The following is a 19800-nucleotide window of genomic DNA, read 5'->3' as shown; positions in this document are numbered from 1 at the left end:
CGAAATCCTGCCGTGCTGTATTCATCAGCACCTTGATGCTAAAACCCGCTTTAAGTGCGATCGCTCTCCCTGCCGCTGCGCTGCTTTTTCACGGTGCTATTTTTGACTCTCCATTGGACAGGAGATAAACATCATGAAAATTACCGCCGCAGTGGTTAATCAGGTCAATGCCCCCTATCAGCTGGAAACGCTGGAGCTGGCGCCATTACGCGAAGATGAGGTGCGGGTGAAACTCGTTGCCTCCGGTATCTGCCACTCTGATGAAGCGCTGCGCGTCGGTGATGAGCAGCATTTTTTCCCCGGCGTGCTCGGTCACGAGGGCGCAGGTATCGTTGAAGAGGTGGGCAAAGCGGTCAAAGGCATTCAGCCCGGCGATCACGTGGTGATGTCCTACGCATACTGCGGCCACTGTGCTCAGTGCCGCCAGGGACATCCCTCTCACTGCCACGACTGGGGGATGATGAATAACTCAGGATTTCGCGCCGATGGCAGCGCCATCCACCTTAAGCCTGACGGCAGTAAAGTCTCCAATATGTTTTTCCAGTCCTCTTTCGCTACCTACAGCCACACTTCCTTCAACAATCTGATCGTGGTGGATAAGCGCACCGATCTGCGTCTGGTCGCGCCGCTCGGCTGTGGTCTGCTGACCGGGGCAAGCACGGTGCTCAATGGACTGAAGCCTCAACCCGGTTCGACCATGGCGATTTATGGCACCGGCGCGGTCGGGCTGGCCGCGATGATGGCGGCAAAAATTGCCGGCTGCCGGAAAGTGATCGCCATTGATATCCACGATTCACGCCTGGCGCTGGCGCGCGAGCTTGGCGCGACGGATGCGATCAACAGCGGCAGAGAAAACGTGGCGGCAACGATTGCCAGCCATACGCAGGGCCTTGGGGTGAATTATGCGATCGACACCACCGGCCTGTCGGAGGTGATGAAAAGTGCGCTGGAGGCGCTGGCAACCGGCGGCATGCTGGCTCCGGTTGCCGTGACGCGCCACGACCTGACCTTCAACCCCATGCGCAGCCTGGTGGCCTCCAGCAAGAAGGTGATCGGCGTACTGATGGGCGATGCCATTCCGCAAATCGCCATTCCCCAGCTCATTGACTGGCACCAGCGCGGCCTGTTTCCGTACGAGAAACTGGTGAAGTTTTATGACTTTGCCGATATCAATCAGGCGAGGGAAGACTCCGCCAGCGGCGCCACTATCAAGCCGGTGCTGATCATTGATAAAACCTACCAGCTTTAAAAAGGAGACTGTGCGATGGACGCAACATGGCAAGGTCGGCTGCTGGATATTTTCCACAGCCAGAAAAAAGTGTTTTTATCCGGCATCACCCGCGATAACCCGTTCAAAAAGGCCCAGCTCACCAAACTGCGCCATGCGCTGTTGTTGCATAAGGAAGCCGTCTGCGAGGCGATGTGGTCCGATCTTGGCCGCAGTCATCACGCAGTAGAACAGGCTGAGCTCGCGCCGCTGCTGAATGAAATCAGCTTCGCACTCGAGCATCTCGATGAATGGTCGATAGAGAAAAAAGTGCCGACCCCGCCCCTGCTCGGCAACAGCGAAAGTTACATCACGCGTGAGGGCTACGGGGTTAACTACATTATCGGGCCGTTTAACTACCCGCTCTACCTGAGCTGCTGCCCGCTGATCGGCGCAATTATTGGCGGCAACACCGCCATCATTAAACCCTCGGAGGCCACGCCAGCCACCTCTGCCGTCATAGAGAAGATCATCAACAGCACCTTTGACTCTGACTACATCCACGTCTGTCAGGGGGCAAAAGAGGAGAATGCGTACCTGCTAACCCTGCCGTTCAACCTGATTTTCTTCACCGGCAGCCCGCAGGTGGGGAAAATTGTGATGGCCGCTGCGGCGAAAAACCTCACCCCGGTGCTGCTGGAGCTGGGCGGTAAATGCCCGGCGATTATTCTGGATGATGCCGATCCTGACGTCGTGGTAGAGGAGCTGCTTGCCAGCAAAATGATCAACAGCGGGCAGACCTGCGTGGCTGCAGATTACCTTTATATCGATCGGCGCATTAAAGCCGTGGTGCTGGCGAAGCTCAGCGCCGCGCTGAGTGAACATTTTCAGCGGGCGGGCAGCAACGGTAAAATAGTTTCCCATGCCGCTTACGCCAGACTGGAGCAGATCCTCGCCACCAGCCAGGGGGAGATTATCTGGCGCGGTGAGTCTGACCCGGCGCAGCGGTTTTTTGCCCCAGCGATCGTGGACAACGTCAGATTTGATGACAGCACCATGCAGAGTGAGCTGTTCGGCCCCATTTTTCCGGTCCTGACCTTCGACAGCGAGCAGGAAGTGGCGATGAACGTCAATCTGCATCACCCCCAACCGCTGGCGGCGTATGTTTTCTCACGCAGCCTGCAGCGGGCGCGCACCCTCATTGATGCTATTCCCGCCGGGGATGCCGGTATCAACGCGCTGATGCTGCACGCGGCTTCGCACTACCTGCCGTTTGGCGGGGTCGGCTCGTCAGGGATGGGCTGCTATCATGGCGAGTTTTCTTATCAGGCCTTTACGCATCCGAAGTCGCTGCGCGTGAGAAAATAAAGTTAACTCCGCCGGCATGTTTTTCTCCGGCGGAGCGTTGCGTTAGCGATCCAGCTTATTGGCTATCGCATTAAACATCAGCGAGGCTTCGCGCGGCTGAGCGCCCGCTGCGGGTTCCGCCAGCGGCCAGCTCGACCACTGCACAATCACCAGCTTATGCAGCGGATCAACCACTATCATCTGGCCGAAGATCCCCTCTGCCGACAGCGTTTTGCCGCGGGTAAGCCCCTCTTTTGGCCCATCCTCGCTGCTGGCAGGTACTGCGATATTCCACCACTGCAGTCCGTAAACGCCGTCTGGATTGTCCGCGCTGACCGAGTTGCTGGCTTTGGTCCAATCGGTGGCCTGCTGTAGCCAGTCGTCAGGCAGGGTTTTCGTACCGTCAGGCAGCACGCCGTTGTTCATGACAAACAGGCCAAACTTGCCCCAGTCCTCCAGCGTGGCGTTAAAACCGTGCGCGCCAACGTCATGTTGACCCGGCTGATAGCTGTGCCAGACACCGTCGTGCACCATGCCAAACGGCTGCCAGATATGCTCCTGCAGATACTGAGCCAGGGTTTTACCCGTGGCTTTTTCCAGCGTGTCCCCCAACAGCCACGCGCCGCCGGAGTCGTATGACCAAACCTCTCCCGGTTTGGCCAGCGCCTGGCGCTGCGGGTTGAGCACCAGCTGGCTGACGCAGGCATAGGTATCCTTACCTGCCTCACACTGGGTCAGCTTGCTGAAGTCAGAGTTTGGATCGGTGTAGTCTTCATTCCAGCGAATGCCGGAAGTGTGCTGTAGCAGATTACGCAGCGTCACCTTTTCCCACGCGCTGCCGCGCACCGCCGGATTGTATTTCACCAGTTCATCATCCAGCGAGGTGATTTTCCCTTCGCGCAGCGCAATACCCACCAGCGTGGAGACCACCGACTTACCCACCGAGCGCGAGGTCCACAGGGTAGTCGGCATATTGCCGTGCGCGTAATAGTCCCAGACGTCCTTACCATCCTTAATCACCATCATGCCGGTGACGTTATTGCGCCGCAGATAATCATCCAGCCGGTAGCGGTGCCCCTGATACTGATAGCTGACGGTCGACAACTCCCGGTAGGCTTTCGGGATCGGCACGGGTTTCGCGGCATGGAAGATATCACCCGGATATGAGCGGTAGTCGTTGCGAAAACCGATCGTCCGCTGCTGCGGGCTCCAGGTGAGCATATCTTTGACATCGGGCAGCTGTTTATCCAGCGGTGCCGGGCAGGTGGTGAGCGGGAGCGGGCATCCGCTGCTGGCCTGCGCTGCGAGGCTAAAACAGAGTGCCAAAAAGCCCACTCTGCGATTCATTCTCCTCATGGTGTTCTCCTTTTTACCGTAGACGGAGAACCATTCTAGGAACAGCGCTGGCTTTTTTTTATACAAAAAAAGTCCGGCAGCCAAAGGCATACCGGACTGTTAAGCAACGGCGTGAAGGCTTATTCCACCGTAACGGACTTCGCCAGGTTACGCGGCTGATCCACATCGGTGCCTTTAATCAGGGCGACGTGGTACGAGAGCAGCTGCAGCGGCACGGTGTAGAAGATTGGCGCAATCACCTCTTCAACGTGCGGCAGTGGGATAATGCGCATCCCTTCGCTGTCGGCGAAACCGGCATCAACATCGGCGAAGACATACAGCAGGCCGCCGCGGGCGCGCACTTCTTCGATGTTCGACTTCAGCTTCTCCAGCAGTTCATTGTTCGGCGCGACCACAATCACCGGCATATCAGCATCGATTAGCGCCAGCGGGCCATGCTTCAGCTCGCCGGCGGCGTAGGCTTCTGCGTGAATGTAGGAGATCTCTTTCAGCTTCAGCGCCCCTTCCATCGCGATAGGGTACTGATCGCCACGGCCAAGGAATAGCGCATGATGCTTGTCGGAGAAGTCTTCCGCCAGCGCGGCGATCTTCTCATCCTGCGACAGCATCTGCTCAATGCGGCTCGGCAGCGCCTGCAGAGAGTGCACGATGTCGTGTTCTACCTGCGGGTTCACCCCTTTCAGCCGGCCAATTTTCGCCACCAGCATCAGCAGCACGGTCAGCTGGGTGGTGAAGGCTTTGGTCGAGGCCACGCCAATTTCGGTTCCGGCTTTGGTCATCAGCGCCAGGTCAGATTCACGCACCAGTGAGGAACCCGCCACGTTGCAGATTGCCAGCGAGCCGAGGTAGCCCAGCTCTTTTGACAGGCGCAGCGCTGCCAGGGTGTCGGCGGTTTCACCGGACTGGGACAGGGTGATCAGCAGGCTGTTTTTGCGCACCGCGGATTTGCGATAGCGGAACTCAGAGGCGATCTCCACGTCGCACGGCACGTTCGCCAGCGACTCGAACCAGTAGCGCGAAACCATCCCGGAGTTATAGGAGGTACCGCAGGCCACGATCTGGATATGCTCAACGTTGGCCAGCAGCGCATCCGCGTTCGGGCCCAGCTCGGAGAGGTCGACTTCGCCATGGCTGAAACGCCCGCTGAGGGTGTTTTTGATCGCAACCGGCTGCTCGTAAATCTCTTTCTGCATGTAGTGACGGTAAACGCCTTTATCACCGGCGTCGTACTGCGCGGTGGATTCGATCTCTGCGCGCTTCACCTGAGCGCCGCTGCGATCGAAAATCGTGACGTCACGACGGGTAATTTCCGCGATGTCACCCTCTTCCAGGTAAACAAAGCGGCGCGTCACCGGCAGCAGGGCCAGCTGGTCGGAGGCGATAAAGTTTTCGCCCACGCCACGGCCAATCACCAGCGGGCTGCCGGAACGGGCGGCCACCAGCACGGACGGGTCACGGCTGTCGACGATCACCATGCCGTAGGCGCCGCGCAGCTGAGGGATAACGCGCTGCACCACTTCACGCAGCGAGCCGCCAGCCTGTTTCTGCTCCCAATGCACCAGATGCGCCACCACTTCGGTGTCGGTTTCTGACGCAAAGGTGTAGCCACGGGCGATCAGCTGCTCGCGCAGCGGTTCGTGGTTCTCAATAATACCGTTGTGAACAATGATGATATGTTCAGAGATATGCGGGTGCGCATTGGCTTCCGACGGCTCACCGTGGGTTGCCCAGCGCGTGTGCGCGATACCGGTTCCGCCAATCAGCGCGGTGCTTTCTGCCGCTTCAGCAAGGTTCTGAACCTTACCCAGGCGGCGCAGGCGGGTGGCATTTCCCTGCTGATCGACCACAGCCAGACCCGCAGAGTCATAACCACGGTACTCCAGACGGCGCAGCCCTTCGAGCAGGATCTCTGCAATATCACGCTGCGCTACAGCTCCAACAATTCCACACATAGTAAATTTTCCTGACAGGATGACGTTCAGCGTCATCTGCGTTGTCTTCTGACCTGATTATTCCGGTGCATACTCTAAATAATTCACGTTGCAGGAAGGCGGCAAGCCCGTGAATCCCCGGGAGCATAGACAACTATGTGACCGGGGTGAACGGGTGCAGCCAACGCACCTGCAATGTGAAGAATGACGAGTATTTTTCGGTTCCCCGAGCCTTGTAGTGTTGGGGATTATTTTTATGTTTACTGCTTTTAAAACAAAACACAGGGCCAGGCGAGCCTGGCCCCTGGAATGGGTTATTTTTTCTTTTCCGGGCGCTGCCAGCTGGCGTTCAGCTGCTGCTCTTTGCGGTTATACACCAGGCCCGCCGCCGGAACGTTTTTCATAATGGTGGTACCGGCCGCGATGGTGGCCCCCGCCGCGACGCTCACCGGGGCGATCAGCTGGGTATCGGAACCCACAAACACGTCGTCGCCGATGATGGTCTTCGATTTATTCACGCCGTCGTAGTTGCAGGTGATGGTGCCCGCGCCGATATTGACGTGACTACCAATCTCGGCATCGCCCAGGTAGCTGAGATGCCCGGCTTTCGAGCCTTTGCCCAACCGTGCCTTTTTCATCTCAACAAAATTACCGACGTGCGCGCCTTCGGCCAGTTCGCTACCGGGACGCAGGCGGGCGAAAGGCCCGACGCTGCAGCCGGTGTCCAGCCGTGCGTCTTCAATCACGCTGTACGGGCTGATGACGCTGTCGTCGGCAATCACGCTGTTTTTAATCACGCAGCCGCTGCCGATTTTCACCCGGTTACCCAGGGTAACGTGACCCTCAATGATCACATTGGTATCGATCACCACATCGCGACCGTGCTCCAGCGTGCCGCGCAGATCGAAACGTGCCGGATCCAGCAGCATCACCCCGGCCAGCAGCAGTTTTTCTGCCTGCTCCGCCTGGTAAACACGCTCCAGCGTCGCCAGCTGTAAACGGTTGTTCACGCCGTCGGTTTCGGTGGAGCGGGACGGATGTACCGCCGCAATCTGGCGGCCTTCCTGGTGGGCGAGGGCAATGATATCGGTAATGTAATACTCGCCCTGCGCGTTGTTGTTGGTCAGCTTGCCGAGCCAGCGCTTCAGATCCGCGCCGTTCGCCAGCAGGATGCCGGTATTGATCTCATTAATCAGCAGCTGCTCAGGGGCGGCATCTTTCTGTTCGATAATGCCGACCACCTGGCCGTTTTCACGAATGATGCGCCCGTAACCGGTTGGGTTATCGAGCATCACCGTCAGCAGGCCAATGCCGCCCGCCGGTTTAGCCGACTGCAGGCGGCGCAGCGTCTCGACCGAGATCAGCGGCACATCGCCGTACAGCATCAGAATGTCTTCATCATCAGCAAAGCAGGGGGCGGCCTGCTGCATCGCGTGGCCAGTGCCCAGCTGCTCCGCCTGCAGCACCCAGTTCAGTGAGGCATCGTTTAGGGTGCTTTTCAGCAGGTCACCACCGTGGCCATAAACCAGATTGACGCGCTGCGCGTTCAGCGCTTTTGCCGCATCAATCACATGCTGAACCATCGGTTTTCCTGCCAGTAAATGCAGCACTTTCGGCAGTTCGGAGTACATGCGCGTACCTTTACCGGCGGCAAGGATAACGACGCTCATCGGGCTCTCAGACATAGACATCCTGACTCTTTATTTGATGTTGAAAGTAAAACGGTTTAACACTAAGAATACTACATTTTTCTCAGCCCGAAATTAGCCTGAAGCGCAGCGGGTGGCGGGATTGGGGCAAAAAAAATGCCAGTCAGTTTCCTGACTGGCACTCGAACAACTTAAACCTGAGTTACATCGCGTTCTTGGTCAACTCGATCACGCGCAGTTTGGCGATCGCTTTAGCCAGTTCCGCAGACGCCATGGCGAAGTCAACATCACCGTGCGAGCTGTTCATATGCTCTTCGGCTTTGCGTTTCGCTTCCAGCGCGCGAGCTTCATCAAGATCGCTGCCGCGGATCGCCGTGTCAGCCAGCACGGTAACCGCGCCAGGCTGCACTTCCAGCACGCCGCCGGAGAGGTAAATCACCTCTTCTTCGCCGTGCTGCTTAACGATGCGAACCATACCAGGCTTAATGGCGGTCAGGAGCGGGGCGTGGTTTGGGCGAATACCCAGCTCACCTTCGCTACCTGATACCTGGATGCTCTGTACAGTACCGGAGAACATCTGCTGCTCCGCGCTGACAACGTCCAGGTGAAAAGTCATAGCCATTGTTAACCTCCTGAGAAACTTTCCCCTTCATACTTCAGACTGCATACGCGTTGGCTGCAGCCCGAGTTGTTTAGGGGAAATAATTACAGTTTCTTCGCTTTTTCCACGGCTTCTTCGATGGAACCTACCATGTAGAAAGCCTGCTCTGGCATATGGTCGAACTCGCCTTCCATGATGCCTTTAAAGCCACGGATGGTATCTTTCAGGGACACGTATTTACCCGGAGAACCGGTGAATACTTCAGCCACGAAGAACGGCTGGGACAGGAAGCGCTGCATCTTACGCGAGCGTGCTACCACCAGTTTGTCTTCTTCTGACAGTTCGTCCATACCCAGGATGGCGATGATGTCTTTCAGTTCCTGATAACGCTGCAGCAGTGACTGAACGCCACGCGCAGTGTCATAGTGTTCCTGACCAACAACCAGTGGATCCAGCTGACGGCTGGTAGAATCCAGTGGGTCAACCGCCGGGTAGATACCCAGTGAAGCGATCTGACGGCTCAGTACCACGGTTGCGTCTAAGTGCGCAAAGGTGGTGGCTGGTGACGGGTCAGTCAAGTCATCCGCAGGGACGTAAACGGCCTGAACGGAAGTGATTGAACCGGTTTTGGTCGAGGTGATACGTTCCTGCAGAACGCCCATCTCTTCCGCCAGCGTTGGCTGATAACCTACCGCAGAAGGCATACGACCCAGCAGTGCTGATACTTCAGTACCGGCCAGGGTGTAACGGTAGATGTTATCGATGAACAGCAGTACGTCACGACCTTCGTCACGGAACTTCTCAGCCATGGTCAGACCGGTCAGCGCGACGCGCAGACGGTTTCCTGGTGGCTCGTTCATCTGGCCATAAACCAGGGACACTTTGTCGATAACGTTAGAGTCGGTCATCTCGTGGTAGAAGTCGTTACCCTCACGAGTACGCTCGCCCACACCGGCAAATACCGAGAAACCTGAGTGCTCAGCCGCGATGTTACGGATCAGCTCCATCATGTTTACGGTTTTACCTACACCCGCACCACCGAACAGACCGACTTTACCGCCCTTAGCGAACGGACACATCAGGTCGATAACCTTGATGCCGGTTTCCAGCAGTTCCTGCGAGTTTGACTGATCTTCGTAAGAAGGTGCTGAACGGTGAATCGCCCAACGCTCTTCTTCGCCGATGTCGCCTTTCATATCGATTGGCTCACCCAGCACGTTCATGATACGGCCAAGCGTTGCAACACCAACAGGTACTTCGATCGGGTGCTCAAGGTCGACAGTTTCCAGACCGCGCTTCAGGCCGTCTGAAGAACCCATGGCGATGGTACGAACCACGCCGCCACCCAGCTGCTGCTGAACTTCCAGCACCAGACGAGCATCACCATTTTTAACCTCAAGGGCGCTGTACACTTGTGGTACTGCGTCCTGAGGGAACTCGACGTCAACCACGGCGCCGATTACCTGGACAATCTTTCCAGTAGCCATCTTGAATCCTCTACCTAATTCATTAAACCTGGTTAAACCGCGGAGGCCCCACCGACAATCTCGGTAAGTTCCTGGGTGATGCTGGCCTGACGAGCCTTGTTGTATACCAACTGCAGCTCTTTGATCAGGTTTCCGCCGTTATCGGTTGCGGCTTTCATCGCCACCATTCGCGCGGCCTGCTCGCTGGCCAGGTTTTCAACAACACCCTGGTAAACCTGAGACTCGACATAGCGGCGCAGTAACGTGTCCAGCAGCGCTTTCGGATCCGGTTCATACAGATAGTCCCAGGTACTCTTCTTCACAACGCCTTCCGCATCATCTGCTGGCGGTAATGGCAGCAGCTGTACGATCTGTGGAGTCTGAGACATGGTGTTGATAAATTTGTTGCTGACGATAAACAGCTTGTCGAGACGGCCTTCATCGTATGCCTGAAGCATCACTTTGACCGGGCCAATCAGGTCGGACAGGGCAGGTTTATCACCCATCCCGGTAACCTGAGCAACCACGTTGCCGCCAACAGAGCTGAAGAATGACAGACCTTTGGAACCGATAATCGCCATATCACTTTCGACGCCTTTATCAGCCCAAGCCTTCATATCAGCCAGCACTCGTTTGAACAGGTTAATGTTCAAACCACCACAAAGCCCGCGGTCGGTAGACACGACCAGATAGCCGACGCGTTTAACGTCACGCTCTTCCAGGTAAGGGTGCTTGTATTCCAGATTACCTAACGCAATGTGACCAATCACTTTGCGCATGGTCTCTGCATAAGGACGGCTGGCCGCCATGCGTTCCTGCGATTTACGCATTTTGGAGGCGGCGACCATTTCCATCGCTTTGGTGATCTTCTGCGTGTTTTGCACGCTGCCGATCTTACTACGTATCTCTTTTGCGCCGGCCATAAGCTTCTCCTCAAAGCCTTGCGGCCTGCCCCCGAAGGAACAAGCCGCCAGACATTACCAGGACTGGGTTGCTTTAAACGTTTCGAGGAGGCCTTTCAGCTTCTCTTCGATTTCGCCGTTATAGTTACCAGACTGGTTGATATCAGCCATCAGCTCTGCGTGATCGCGATCCGCGTAAGCCAGCAGTGCCGCTTCGAAGCTACCGATTTTCGCCAGTTCGACGTCATTCAGGAAGCCACGCTCGGCGGCAAACAGCACCAGACCCTGCTGCGCGACAGACATCGGCGCATACTGTTTCTGTTTCAGGAGCTCGGTCACTTTCTGACCGTGGCTCAGCTGTTTGCGGGTTGCTTCATCCAGATCGGAGGCGAACTGAGAGAACGCAGCCAGTTCACGATACTGTGCCAGCGCGGTACGAATACCACCGGACAGTTTCTTGATGATCTTGGTCTGAGCAGCACCACCTACACGAGATACTGAGATACCCGGGTTAACTGCCGGACGAATACCGGAGTTAAACAGGTTGGTTTCCAGGAAGATCTGACCATCGGTAATCGAGATTACGTTGGTTGGAACGAACGCAGAAACGTCACCCGCCTGGGTTTCGATGATTGGCAGCGCAGTCAGTGAACCGGTTTTACCTTTCACTTCACCGTTGGTGAAACGCTCAACATAGTCGGCGCTCACGCGGGAAGCACGCTCCAGCAGACGGGAGTGGAGGTAGAACACGTCGCCAGGGAACGCTTCGCGGCCTGGTGGACGGCGCAGCAGCAGAGAAACCTGACGGTAAGCAACAGCCTGTTTAGACAGGTCATCGTACACGATCAGTGCATCTTCACCGCGGTCACGGAAGTATTCGCCCATCGCACAACCGGCATACGGTGCCAGGTATTGCAGAGCAGCAGACTCAGATGCGGTTGCAACCACAACGATGGTGTTAGCCAGCGCGTTGTGCTCTTCCAGTTTACGTACCACGTTAGCGATGGTAGAGGCTTTCTGGCCGATAGCTACGTACACACATTTGATGCCGGAATCGCGCTGGTTGATGATCGCATCGATCGCCATTGCGGTTTTACCGGTCTGACGGTCACCGATGATCAGCTCACGCTGGCCACGACCGATTGGAATCATCGCATCGACAGACTTGTAACCAGTCTGTACAGGCTGGTCAACGGACTGACGGTCGATAACGCCTGGTGCAATCACTTCGATCGGTGAGAAACCGTCGTTGTCGATAGCGCCTTTACCATCGATAGGAGCACCCAGGGTGTTCACTACGCGGCCCAGCAGGCCACGGCCGACCGGAACTTCTAAGATACGGCCAGTACACTTAACCTTCATGCCTTCGGCGAGGTCAGCGTATGGGCCCATGACTACGGCACCAACAGAGTCGCGCTCCAGGTTCAGTGCGATAGCGTAACGGTTACCCGGCAGGGCAATCATCTCACCCTGCATCACATCGGCCAGGCCGTTGACGCGGATGATACCGTCACTTACAGAAACAATAGTACCTTCGTTGTGAGCTTCGCTCACTACATTGAACTGAGCAATGCGCTGCTTGATCAGTTCGCTGATTTCGGTGGAATTCAGTTGCATATATGCTCCAGTCCCCTTAAGACTGCAAGACGTCTGCGAGGCGTTCGAGACGACCGCGTACGCTTCCGTCAATGACCATATCACCCGCACGGATGATTACGCCTGCCATTACAGACTTATCAATTTTGCAATTCAGCTTAACTTTGCGTGACAGACGTTTTTCCATCGCGCTGCTGATTTTGGTCAGCTGTTCATCGCTCAATGTCGTGGAAGAGATAACTTCAACCTCAGCGGTCGCATCATGTGCGGCACGCAGTTGGATGAACTGTTCCAGAACAGCGGTAAGCGCTGGCAAACGTTTGTTTTCAGCCATCACCTTAATCAGGTTCTGACCGGCTTCGTCGAGTTGGTCACCACAGATCGCGATGAACGCTCCAGACAACGCTTCCGGCGCCAGAGCGCCGGAAAGAAGTTCTGATACCTGTTCATTGCCAGCCACTTCGGCGGCAAACGCCAGCATCTGCTGCCAGCGATCGATACTTTGATGTTCAACCGCAAAGTCAAAAGCGGCTTTAGCGTAGGGGCGAGCTACGGTAGTAAATTCAGACATCAGCCCCTCCCTTACAGTTCAGCGACCAGTTTATCAACGATGTCGCTGTTAGCAGCTTCATCCACGGAACGTTCAATGATTTTCTCGGCGCCGGCAACAGCCAGCATCGCGACCTGCTTGCGCAGCTCTTCACGTGCACGTTTGCGTTCGGCATCAATTTCTGCCTGCGCTTGGGTGACGATCTTGCTACGTTCCTGCTCAGCCTCAGCTTTCGCTTCGTCCAGGATCTGCGCACGGCGTTTGTTCGCCTGCTCGATGATTACCTGAGCGTCTTCTTTCGCTTTCTTCAGCTGGTCGGTCGCATTAGCCTGCGCGAGATCCAAATCTTTCTTGGCACGTTCAGCGGAAGCAAGGCCTTCGGCAACTTCTTTCTGGCGCTTTTCGATAGCAGCCATAAGCGGCGGCCACACGTACTTCATGCAGAACAGGACAAACAGGATGAACGCGATAGCCTGGCCGAGGATTGTTGCGTTAATGTTCACAGCACAATGCCTCTTGTTAAGTTAACTTTTTCTGCCGCTGCCGAAGCAGCGGCCAGAAGCCGTTCATCGCCCACAAACGCTGGCGATGAACTATCGGTTTTTACGCGACAGCAAACATCACGTACAGACCCAGACCAACAGCGATCATTGGGATTGCATCCACCAGACCCATTACAACAAAGAACTGCGTACGCAGCAGAGGAATCAGATCCGGTTGGCGTGCGGCGCCTTCCAGGAATTTGCCTCCGAGGATGCCGATACCGATCGCAGCACCGATTGCCGCCAGGCCCATCATCACAGCGGCAGCCATGTACAGCAGATCCATATTCAGGTTTTCCATGACAGTCTCCAGTTTGTTTCAGTTAAAACGCAGTAGTGTTGAGAAAAAATCAATGTTCTTCAGATGCCATCGACAGATAGACAATCGTTAAGACCATGAAAATGAAAGCCTGCAGCGAAATGATCAGGATGTGGAAAATGGCCCATGGCACATTCAGAATCCACTGTGACCACCACGGCAACAGACCGGCAATCAGGATAAAAATCAATTCCCCCGCATACATGTTTCCGAACAGTCGCAGACCCAGAGATACCGGTTTGGACAGCAGGCTCACACCTTCCAGAATCAGGTTGATCGGAATGAATACAGGGTGGTTGAAGGGTTGCAGAGTCAGCTCTTTAGTAAAGCCGCCAATGCCTTTCATCTTGATGCTGTAGAACAGAATCAAAATAAATACGCCAAGGGCCATCGACAGCGTGACGTTCACGTCAGCAGAAGGCACCACACGCAACGCTGGCAGACCAAAGACATGCTCGCCGATGTACGGCAGCAGATCGATTGGCAGCAGGTCCATGAAGTTCATCAGGAACACCCAGACGAAAATCGTCAGGGCCAGTGGAGCGATGAGTTTGCTTTTACCGTGGTACATGTCGCGCACGTTGTCGTCAACGAAGCCAACAACTAGCTCAACAGCGGCCTGTAATTTACCCGGCACGCCGCTGGTCGCTGATTTCGCGACTTTGCGAAACAGCACCAGGAACACCAGTCCCAGCACCACAGAGAAAAACATGGAGTCGATATTTAGTACCCAGAACGTCGCCGGAGCGTCGTGCGGATTCACTAGCTCGAAGGTACGCAGGTCAAGCTGAAGGTTATTCAGATGATGACCTATGTATTCTTGCGGCGTAGAGATTTCTCCTGCAGCCATGATGCCTCTTACCCTTTGTTGTTAATTACAGCCGGTGCGACAATTTGCACAATCAGCACCGATAACCAGGCCAGTCCCAGCGGCGTAAACACCGCCTTAAACACTCCCAGCGCCACGATAATCACGAGAACAGTAACGAACACCTTTAGCACTTCGCCTAACGCAAAAGTCCAGGCGAGCCGCCCTGTTACTTCATGCCCCGCCCGGTGGCGCCAGGCAAAAATCATAAACAACACGTTCGGCAGCCAGGCTGCCAGTCCACCCGCTAAGGCGGACACGCCCCACGTCAGATCTTTCAGGGCAAAAAACAGTGCGCCGATTACGACAAAGGTCACCAGCTGCAAAAGCAACACGGTCCGGGCAAATTTTACTCTGTAAAGGGACACTGACATGACGCTGAAACTCTCCTGCCCCGATGGGGGTATGTCGCGTGTCGTATAAAACTGCCTTTGCTCTTTTGAGTCAAGCAGCAAAAAACGTGCAAATTATACGGTGCGCACCTGTGATTTCAATCGATAAGTAGAGAAAAGGTGAACAATTATTTAAATTTCTTTCCAGCGGTCCGTTTTCCCAAACTGCTGGCGGCGGCAATTGGCTGGTTTTTTTCTGCAATACACGACATTGCTTGCTCACAAAGCGTGCGACAGATCACAATTCAGCAATGTAATACCGGACAAACAAGCTGGCTTTATCCTAATAATACGCAACAGTATGAATTTTAATTGTTTAATATCAATATATTAGATATTAGTTTTTTAAAAACGCCCTGTTGCTTCGATTAAAAGGTCTTATTGACATCTGTAGCAATTATTTAACATTGCTCAAGCCATTACTCACGCCGATTTATTGCGTGGATATATTTTCATGCGTGACTATCGGCACCCTTAAATATCGGGCCAAAGGTGATCAAAGTGATAATCAAATGTGAACTTAAGGTTAAATGTAACTGAGATTGTCAGATCATTTCCGTCGGCTGATTTAACCTGATGGTAACAGCTCCGTCCAGGCAAATTTTCGCAAAAAAAAGCCCTCCCCTCTCCCCGCTCACCACGATTCAGGCTTAAGGCCGGGACTGGAGATAAAAAAGTCATATAATTTCAGTGGTTAACTATTTCTTAAAAACCCCGAATGCGGATAAAAATAAGGGTTTTCCTGGCTAAAAAAAAGCCCGTTAATGCGGGTTAAACACACTAACGGGCCTGTTTTTTGGCTCAATCGGTCAGATAGATGGCGAAATAATCACCAAATGACGCTCGCCGGTCAGCGTTGGCACCGACAGCGGGCACACCTTCTCCACGTTAAAACCGGCCGGTAAAGCGGCGATTTCATCGTGCGGAAGGATGCCTTTCAGGGCATAGAAACGGCCATTCCCGCCAGGCAGATGGTGGCACCAGCTGACCATATCCGTCAGTGAAGCGAATGCCCGGCTGATCACCCCGTCAAACGGAGGCTCGGCAGGGAAGTCTTCAACGCGGCTCTGCACGGGGGTGACGTTCTCCAGCTTCAGTTCATGCTGTACCTGCTTCAGGAAGCGCACGCGCTTGCCGAGGCTGTCTAACAGGGTGAAATGCGCCTGCGGCCGCACAATCGCCAGCGGGATGCCCGGCAAGCCGGGCCCGGTGCCAACATCGATAAAGCGTTCACCCACCAGGTGGGGTTCCACCACAATGCTGTCGAGAATATGACGCACCAGCATCTGTTCCGGGTCACGCACCGAGGTCAGGTTATAGGCTTTGTTCCATTTGTGGAGCAGCTCCACATAGCCCACCAGCTGCTGTTTCTGCTGATCGGACAGGGAAATTTGGGCGCTTTTCAGCAGGGCGGAGAGTTTATTAATCACGAAGAGGTCCTGTAGGGTCGGGGCAAGCCCGACCCGTATTTCAGGTCAGGCGCTTTTGCGCAGCAGGCCCTGTTTTTTAAGGTAAATAAGGAGAATTGAGATCGCCGCCGGGGTGATCCCGGAGATACGTGAGGCCTGGCCAATCGATCCCGGTTTGTGATCGTTCAGCTTGGCAATGACCTCATTGGAGAGGCCACTCACCTGCTGGTAGTTCAGATCGACCGGCAGCACGGTGTTTTCATTGCGCAGCTGGCGATCGATCTCTTCCTGCTGGCGAGCAATGTAGCCTTCGTACTTCACCTGGATCTCAACCTGCTCGGCAGCCTGCGGGTCGCTAAGCGACGGGCCGAAGGTGCTGAGGGTCATCAGCTGAGGGTAAGTCATTTCCGGGCGGCGCAGCAGATCTTCACCGCTGGCTTCCTTGGTCAGGGCAGCGCTCAGCAGCGTGTTCACTTCGCTAACGTTTTCTGATTTCGGATGCACCCAGATATCACGCAGACGCTGACGTTCCAGCTCGATGCTTTCCAGCTTCTCGTTGAAGCGCGCCCAGCGGGCATCATCGACCAGCCCCAGTTCACGGCCGGCAGCGGTCAGACGCAGGTCGGCGTTATCTTCACGCAGCATCAGGCGATATTCCGCGCGCGAGGTGAACATGCGGTACGGCTCTTTGGTGCCGAGGGTGCAGAGATCGTCGACCAGCACGCCAAGGTAAGCCTGGTCACGACGCGGTGCCCAGCTCTCTTTGTCAGCAGACTGGCGACCCGCATTCAGACCCGCCAGCAGACCCTGGGCCGCCGCTTCTTCGTAGCCGGTGGTGCCGTTGATCTGTCCGGCAAAGAACAGACCCTGAATATATTTACTCTCCAGCGTCGGTTTCAGATCGCGTGGATCGAAGAAATCGTACTCGATGGCGTAGCCAGGACGAACGATTTTGGCATTTTCCATCCCGTGCATTGAGCGCACGATCTGCATCTGCACATCAAACGGCAGGCTGGTGGAGATGCCGTTCGGATAAATTTCATTGCTGGTCAGCCCTTCCGGTTCGAGGAAGATCTGGTGCGCATTGCGGTCGGCAAAACGCATCACCTTGTCTTCAATCGACGGGCAGTAGCGTGGACCAATGCCTTCAATCACCCCGGCATACATCGGGCTGCGATCGAGGTTATTGCGGATCACCTCATGGGTTTTCTCATTGGTGTAGGTGATGTAGCACGGCACCTGCTGAGGGTGCTGGCTGACATTGCCCATGAACGAGAATACCGGCATTGGCGTATCACCATGCTGCGGAGCCAGCACGCTGAAGTCGATGGTGCGTGCATCAATGCGCGGTGGGGTACCGGTTTTCAGGCGGCCAACGCGCAGCGGCAGTTCACGCAGGCGGCGTGACAGCGGAATGGATGGCGGATCGCCAGCACGGCCACCGCTGTAGTTATCCATGCCGATATGAATTTTGCCATCGAGGAAAGTCCCCACGGTCAGCACCACGGCCTTTGCGCGGAACTTGAGGCCCATCTGGGTCACAGCACCGACGACGCGATCGTTCTCGACGATCAGATCTTCAACCGCCTGCTGGAAGATCATCAGGTTTGGCTGGTTCTCCAGCGCGGTGCGTACCGCCTGACGATACAGCACGCGGTCAGCCTGAGCACGGGTGGCGCGTACCGCCGGACCTTTGCTGGCGTTTAGTATCCTAAACTGGATACCGGCCTGGTCTATTGCGTGAGCCATCAACCCACCCAGTGCGTCCACTTCTTTAACCAGATGTCCTTTCCCGATACCGCCAATCGCCGGGTTGCAGGACATCTGTCCCAGCGTGTCGATGTTATGGGTTAATAACAGGGTTTGTTGACCCATACGGGCAGCGGCCATAGCGGCTTCTGTCCCTGCATGACCACCACCGATTACGATGACGTCAAAAGGATCTGGATAAAACATGGTACTGCACCTCGCGGCTTGTGCGATTGAAGAGAGTGTTGCTGAGGGCGTGGATTCTACTCAACTTTAGACGATGGCGAAAGCGCCGGGATCTTCGTGTATTAAAAAGAAGATCTTTTTTATTTAGAGATCTCTTTATTAGATCTTCTATTAGGATCGACGATCTCTGTGGATAAGCCATTTTTGCTGATAAGGATCAGGCAATTAGGCAGGATCATTAACTGTGAATGATCGGTGATCCCACGCCGTATAAGCTGGGATCTAAATGGCATGTTATGCACAGGCTCCGGCAGGTACCCGAGTTGTTATTGGGATAAACACCGGTTATCAGACGGAATTGAGCATGGTTATCCACAGATAAACGCGGTAAAACCAGGCAAAAAAGAGCAACATTTACAAAACTCGGGATCGAAAACGCGTTTTTTTAAGGATCGAACCGACGATCGCGGCCCGATCCACAGCGGATTTAGATCAGTTCTTTCCAGCTTTCTACCCAGACACCGGCAGGATCTTCCGGAATCTCATGTTCCAGCACGTCAATATCGAGACGATCGCCAATGCGCTGAGCACCGAGCGAGGTCAGCAGCTCATCAAACTGCACGATCGCGCCACAGAACAGATCGTATTCGCGGTTGCCAATACCGACCGCGCCATAGCGCAGGTTGCTGAGATCGGGCTGCTCTTCCTTTATAGCGTCAAACAGCGGCTGGATATTATCCGGCAGCTCACCGGCACCGTGGGTCGATGAGACCACAATCCAGATGCCAGACGTTTTCAGCTCTTCAAGCTCAGGTCCGTGCAGCGTCTCGGTGGTGTGCCCGGCCTCATCCAGCTTTTCTGCCAGATGATCGGCAACATATTCTGCGCTGCCTAAAGTGCTGCCACTGATTAAAGTAATGTCGGCCATGATGGGATCCCTGAATGATAATGGCGGGCATTGTACGCTGTGATCAGGCTGGGATCTACCTGTGGAAAACCAGGGTTTTTATGAAAGGTACCTGGCTCGCTTGTCATTTACGATCCGGGCAGTGCTCGCAGTCCTCACGTACTACAGTACGCTGCGGGCGCTGTGCGCTGGCCGAATCACAACTGACTGCGCCGCCGACGGTACGCATTGTTGCAAGATCCGCAAGCAGTACAGGTTGTGGATAATTTTGTGCACAGATCAGGGCGTAATGGTGCGCATGATCGGGTTCTGCAACGAGATCAGGGTTTCGGTCGACTGGATTTCATCTATGGTCTGGATCTTGTTGATCAACACCTGCTGCAGGGCGTCGATCGAGCGGCACATCACCTTAATAAAGATGCTGTAGTGGCCGGTGGTGTACCAGGCTTCCACCACCTCTTCAAGCTGCTCCAGTTTCGCTACGGCGGCAGGATAGTCCCTGGCGCTTTTCAGGATGATGCCGATAAAGCAGCAGACGTCATAGCCCAGCATCTTCGGGTCAATTTCTACCCGCGTGCCTTTAATAATCCCCGCCTGCTTCATCTTCTCAACGCGCACGTGAATGGTCCCAGGGCTGACGTTGAACTGCTTTGCCAGTTCGGCGTAGGCGACACGGGCGTTATCCATCAGGGCATTCAGGATGCCGCGATCGAGATTATCTGGCTGCATATTATCTGCCATGGGGGCTCCGGAATTATCGAATAATAAGTTGAACAGACGATAATGTGCGCGATCGTGAACAGAATGGCAATCGGAGTGATGA

At 55.1% G+C, this 19800-nt stretch carries 18 protein-coding genes; 2 read left to right on the top strand and 16 right to left on the bottom strand.

All coding sequences use genetic code 11. The annotated features are described in order from the left end of the window. Positions 1-133: 133 nt before the first annotated feature. Together QLG07_RS14375 and mdlD are read left to right on the top strand one after the other, a co-directional pair. Positions 134-1249: an NAD(P)-dependent alcohol dehydrogenase gene (locus QLG07_RS14375; RefSeq protein ID WP_282469479.1), complete on the top strand. Its 1116-nt coding sequence runs from the start codon at positions 134-136 to the stop codon at positions 1247-1249. Between the two features lie 15 nt (positions 1250-1264). Next, entirely contained in the window at positions 1265-2575 is a 1311-nt protein-coding gene (mdlD, locus tag QLG07_RS14370; RefSeq protein ID WP_133622351.1) for an NAD(P)-dependent benzaldehyde dehydrogenase MdlD, read from the top strand. Positions 2576-2617: 42 nt separating this feature from the next. Here mdlD and QLG07_RS14365 read toward each other — a convergent pair whose 3' ends face one another. The 16 genes from QLG07_RS14365 to asnC form a co-directional block, all read right to left on the bottom strand. Further along, complete coding sequence (locus QLG07_RS14365) at positions 2618-3910, bottom strand: serine hydrolase (RefSeq protein ID WP_099754100.1); 1293 nt, start codon at positions 3908-3910, stop codon at positions 2618-2620. 119 nt (positions 3911-4029) lie between these two features. Further along, positions 4030-5862, bottom strand: coding sequence for a glutamine--fructose-6-phosphate transaminase (isomerizing) (gene glmS / locus QLG07_RS14360; RefSeq protein ID WP_099754115.1), 1833 nt, complete (start codon positions 5860-5862; stop codon positions 4030-4032). Between the two features lie 293 nt (positions 5863-6155). Further along, positions 6156-7526 (bottom strand): bifunctional UDP-N-acetylglucosamine diphosphorylase/glucosamine-1-phosphate N-acetyltransferase GlmU, encoded by a 1371-nt coding sequence (glmU, locus tag QLG07_RS14355; protein ID WP_048917941.1) that lies wholly within the window; start codon positions 7524-7526, stop codon positions 6156-6158. 166 nt (positions 7527-7692) lie between these two features. Then, entirely contained in the window at positions 7693-8112 is a 420-nt protein-coding gene (locus QLG07_RS14350; RefSeq protein ID WP_048917942.1) for a F0F1 ATP synthase subunit epsilon, read from the bottom strand. A gap of 83 nt (positions 8113-8195) precedes the next feature. Beyond that, the gene (gene atpD / locus QLG07_RS14345) at positions 8196-9578 is read right to left on the bottom strand and encodes a F0F1 ATP synthase subunit beta (protein ID WP_048917943.1); all 1383 of its coding nucleotides are present in this window, start codon (positions 9576-9578) and stop codon (positions 8196-8198) included. Between the two features lie 32 nt (positions 9579-9610). Further along, complete coding sequence (gene atpG / locus QLG07_RS14340) at positions 9611-10480, bottom strand: F0F1 ATP synthase subunit gamma (protein WP_048917944.1); 870 nt, start codon at positions 10478-10480, stop codon at positions 9611-9613. Positions 10481-10534: 54 nt separating this feature from the next. Next, complete coding sequence (atpA, locus tag QLG07_RS14335) at positions 10535-12076, bottom strand: F0F1 ATP synthase subunit alpha (RefSeq protein ID WP_048917945.1); 1542 nt, start codon at positions 12074-12076, stop codon at positions 10535-10537. 16 nt (positions 12077-12092) lie between these two features. Further along, complete coding sequence (atpH, locus tag QLG07_RS14330) at positions 12093-12626, bottom strand: F0F1 ATP synthase subunit delta (protein ID WP_048917946.1); 534 nt, start codon at positions 12624-12626, stop codon at positions 12093-12095. Between the two features lie 11 nt (positions 12627-12637). Continuing rightward, positions 12638-13108 carry a F0F1 ATP synthase subunit B gene (atpF, locus tag QLG07_RS14325; protein WP_048917947.1) on the bottom strand — a complete coding sequence of 157 codons (471 nt, stop codon included), beginning with the start codon at positions 13106-13108 and terminating at the stop codon, positions 12638-12640. A 100-nt stretch (positions 13109-13208) separates the two neighbouring features. Continuing rightward, complete coding sequence (atpE, locus tag QLG07_RS14320; protein WP_003849523.1) at positions 13209-13448, bottom strand: F0F1 ATP synthase subunit C; 240 nt, start codon at positions 13446-13448, stop codon at positions 13209-13211. Positions 13449-13497: 49 nt separating this feature from the next. Next, positions 13498-14316 carry a F0F1 ATP synthase subunit A gene (gene atpB / locus QLG07_RS14315; RefSeq protein ID WP_048917948.1) on the bottom strand — a complete coding sequence of 273 codons (819 nt, stop codon included), beginning with the start codon at positions 14314-14316 and terminating at the stop codon, positions 13498-13500. 8 nt (positions 14317-14324) lie between these two features. Continuing rightward, positions 14325-14708: a F0F1 ATP synthase subunit I gene (gene atpI / locus QLG07_RS14310; RefSeq protein ID WP_048917949.1), complete on the bottom strand. Its 384-nt coding sequence runs from the start codon at positions 14706-14708 to the stop codon at positions 14325-14327. 827 nt (positions 14709-15535) lie between these two features. After that, complete coding sequence (gene rsmG, locus QLG07_RS14305) at positions 15536-16156, bottom strand: 16S rRNA (guanine(527)-N(7))-methyltransferase RsmG (RefSeq protein ID WP_282469478.1); 621 nt, start codon at positions 16154-16156, stop codon at positions 15536-15538. A 45-nt stretch (positions 16157-16201) separates the two neighbouring features. Next, positions 16202-18091, bottom strand: a complete 1890-nt coding sequence (gene mnmG, locus QLG07_RS14300; RefSeq protein WP_099754528.1) for a tRNA uridine-5-carboxymethylaminomethyl(34) synthesis enzyme MnmG — start codon at positions 18089-18091, stop codon at positions 16202-16204. Between the two features lie 466 nt (positions 18092-18557). Then, positions 18558-18998 carry an FMN-binding protein MioC gene (gene mioC / locus QLG07_RS14295; RefSeq protein ID WP_048914171.1) on the bottom strand — a complete coding sequence of 147 codons (441 nt, stop codon included), beginning with the start codon at positions 18996-18998 and terminating at the stop codon, positions 18558-18560. 258 nt (positions 18999-19256) lie between these two features. Then, positions 19257-19718 (bottom strand): transcriptional regulator AsnC, encoded by a 462-nt coding sequence (gene asnC / locus QLG07_RS14290; RefSeq protein WP_048914172.1) that lies wholly within the window; start codon positions 19716-19718, stop codon positions 19257-19259. Positions 19719-19800: the final 82 nt, after the last annotated feature.

Origin of the sequence: Erwinia sp. V90_4 (assembly GCF_029967685.1) — a bacterium.
Lineage (GTDB): Bacteria > Pseudomonadota > Gammaproteobacteria > Enterobacterales > Enterobacteriaceae > Erwinia > Erwinia aphidicola.
The sequence above is the reverse complement of the archived record's forward strand: the minus strand, read 5'-3'. Positions and strand labels throughout refer to the sequence as shown.

What these genes read in the sequence shown, in the direction of transcription:
- atpB (WP_048917948.1), bottom strand. Translation starts at nt 14,316, where the DNA reads ATGGCTGCAGGAGAAATCTCTACGCCGCAAGAATACATAGGTCATCAT.
- atpG (WP_048917944.1), bottom strand. Translation starts at nt 10,480, where the DNA reads ATGGCCGGCGCAAAAGAGATACGTAGTAAGATCGGCAGCGTGCAAAAC.
- glmU (WP_048917941.1), bottom strand. Translation starts at nt 7,526, where the DNA reads ATGTCTGAGAGCCCGATGAGCGTCGTTATCCTTGCCGCCGGTAAAGGT.
- QLG07_RS14375 (WP_282469479.1), top strand. Translation starts at nt 134, where the DNA reads ATGAAAATTACCGCCGCAGTGGTTAATCAGGTCAATGCCCCCTATCAG.
- QLG07_RS14350 (WP_048917942.1), bottom strand. Translation starts at nt 8,112, where the DNA reads ATGGCTATGACTTTTCACCTGGACGTTGTCAGCGCGGAGCAGCAGATG.
- atpI (WP_048917949.1), bottom strand. Translation starts at nt 14,708, where the DNA reads ATGTCAGTGTCCCTTTACAGAGTAAAATTTGCCCGGACCGTGTTGCTT.
- asnC (WP_048914172.1), bottom strand. Translation starts at nt 19,718, where the DNA reads ATGGCAGATAATATGCAGCCAGATAATCTCGATCGCGGCATCCTGAAT.
- atpA (WP_048917945.1), bottom strand. Translation starts at nt 12,076, where the DNA reads ATGCAACTGAATTCCACCGAAATCAGCGAACTGATCAAGCAGCGCATT.
- atpH (WP_048917946.1), bottom strand. Translation starts at nt 12,626, where the DNA reads ATGTCTGAATTTACTACCGTAGCTCGCCCCTACGCTAAAGCCGCTTTT.
- atpD (WP_048917943.1), bottom strand. Translation starts at nt 9,578, where the DNA reads ATGGCTACTGGAAAGATTGTCCAGGTAATCGGCGCCGTGGTTGACGTC.
- atpE (WP_003849523.1), bottom strand. Translation starts at nt 13,448, where the DNA reads ATGGAAAACCTGAATATGGATCTGCTGTACATGGCTGCCGCTGTGATG.
- mioC (WP_048914171.1), bottom strand. Translation starts at nt 18,998, where the DNA reads ATGGCCGACATTACTTTAATCAGTGGCAGCACTTTAGGCAGCGCAGAA.
- mnmG (WP_099754528.1), bottom strand. Translation starts at nt 18,091, where the DNA reads ATGTTTTATCCAGATCCTTTTGACGTCATCGTAATCGGTGGTGGTCAT.
- glmS (WP_099754115.1), bottom strand. Translation starts at nt 5,862, where the DNA reads ATGTGTGGAATTGTTGGAGCTGTAGCGCAGCGTGATATTGCAGAGATC.
- mdlD (WP_133622351.1), top strand. Translation starts at nt 1,265, where the DNA reads ATGGACGCAACATGGCAAGGTCGGCTGCTGGATATTTTCCACAGCCAG.
- QLG07_RS14365 (WP_099754100.1), bottom strand. Translation starts at nt 3,910, where the DNA reads ATGAGGAGAATGAATCGCAGAGTGGGCTTTTTGGCACTCTGTTTTAGC.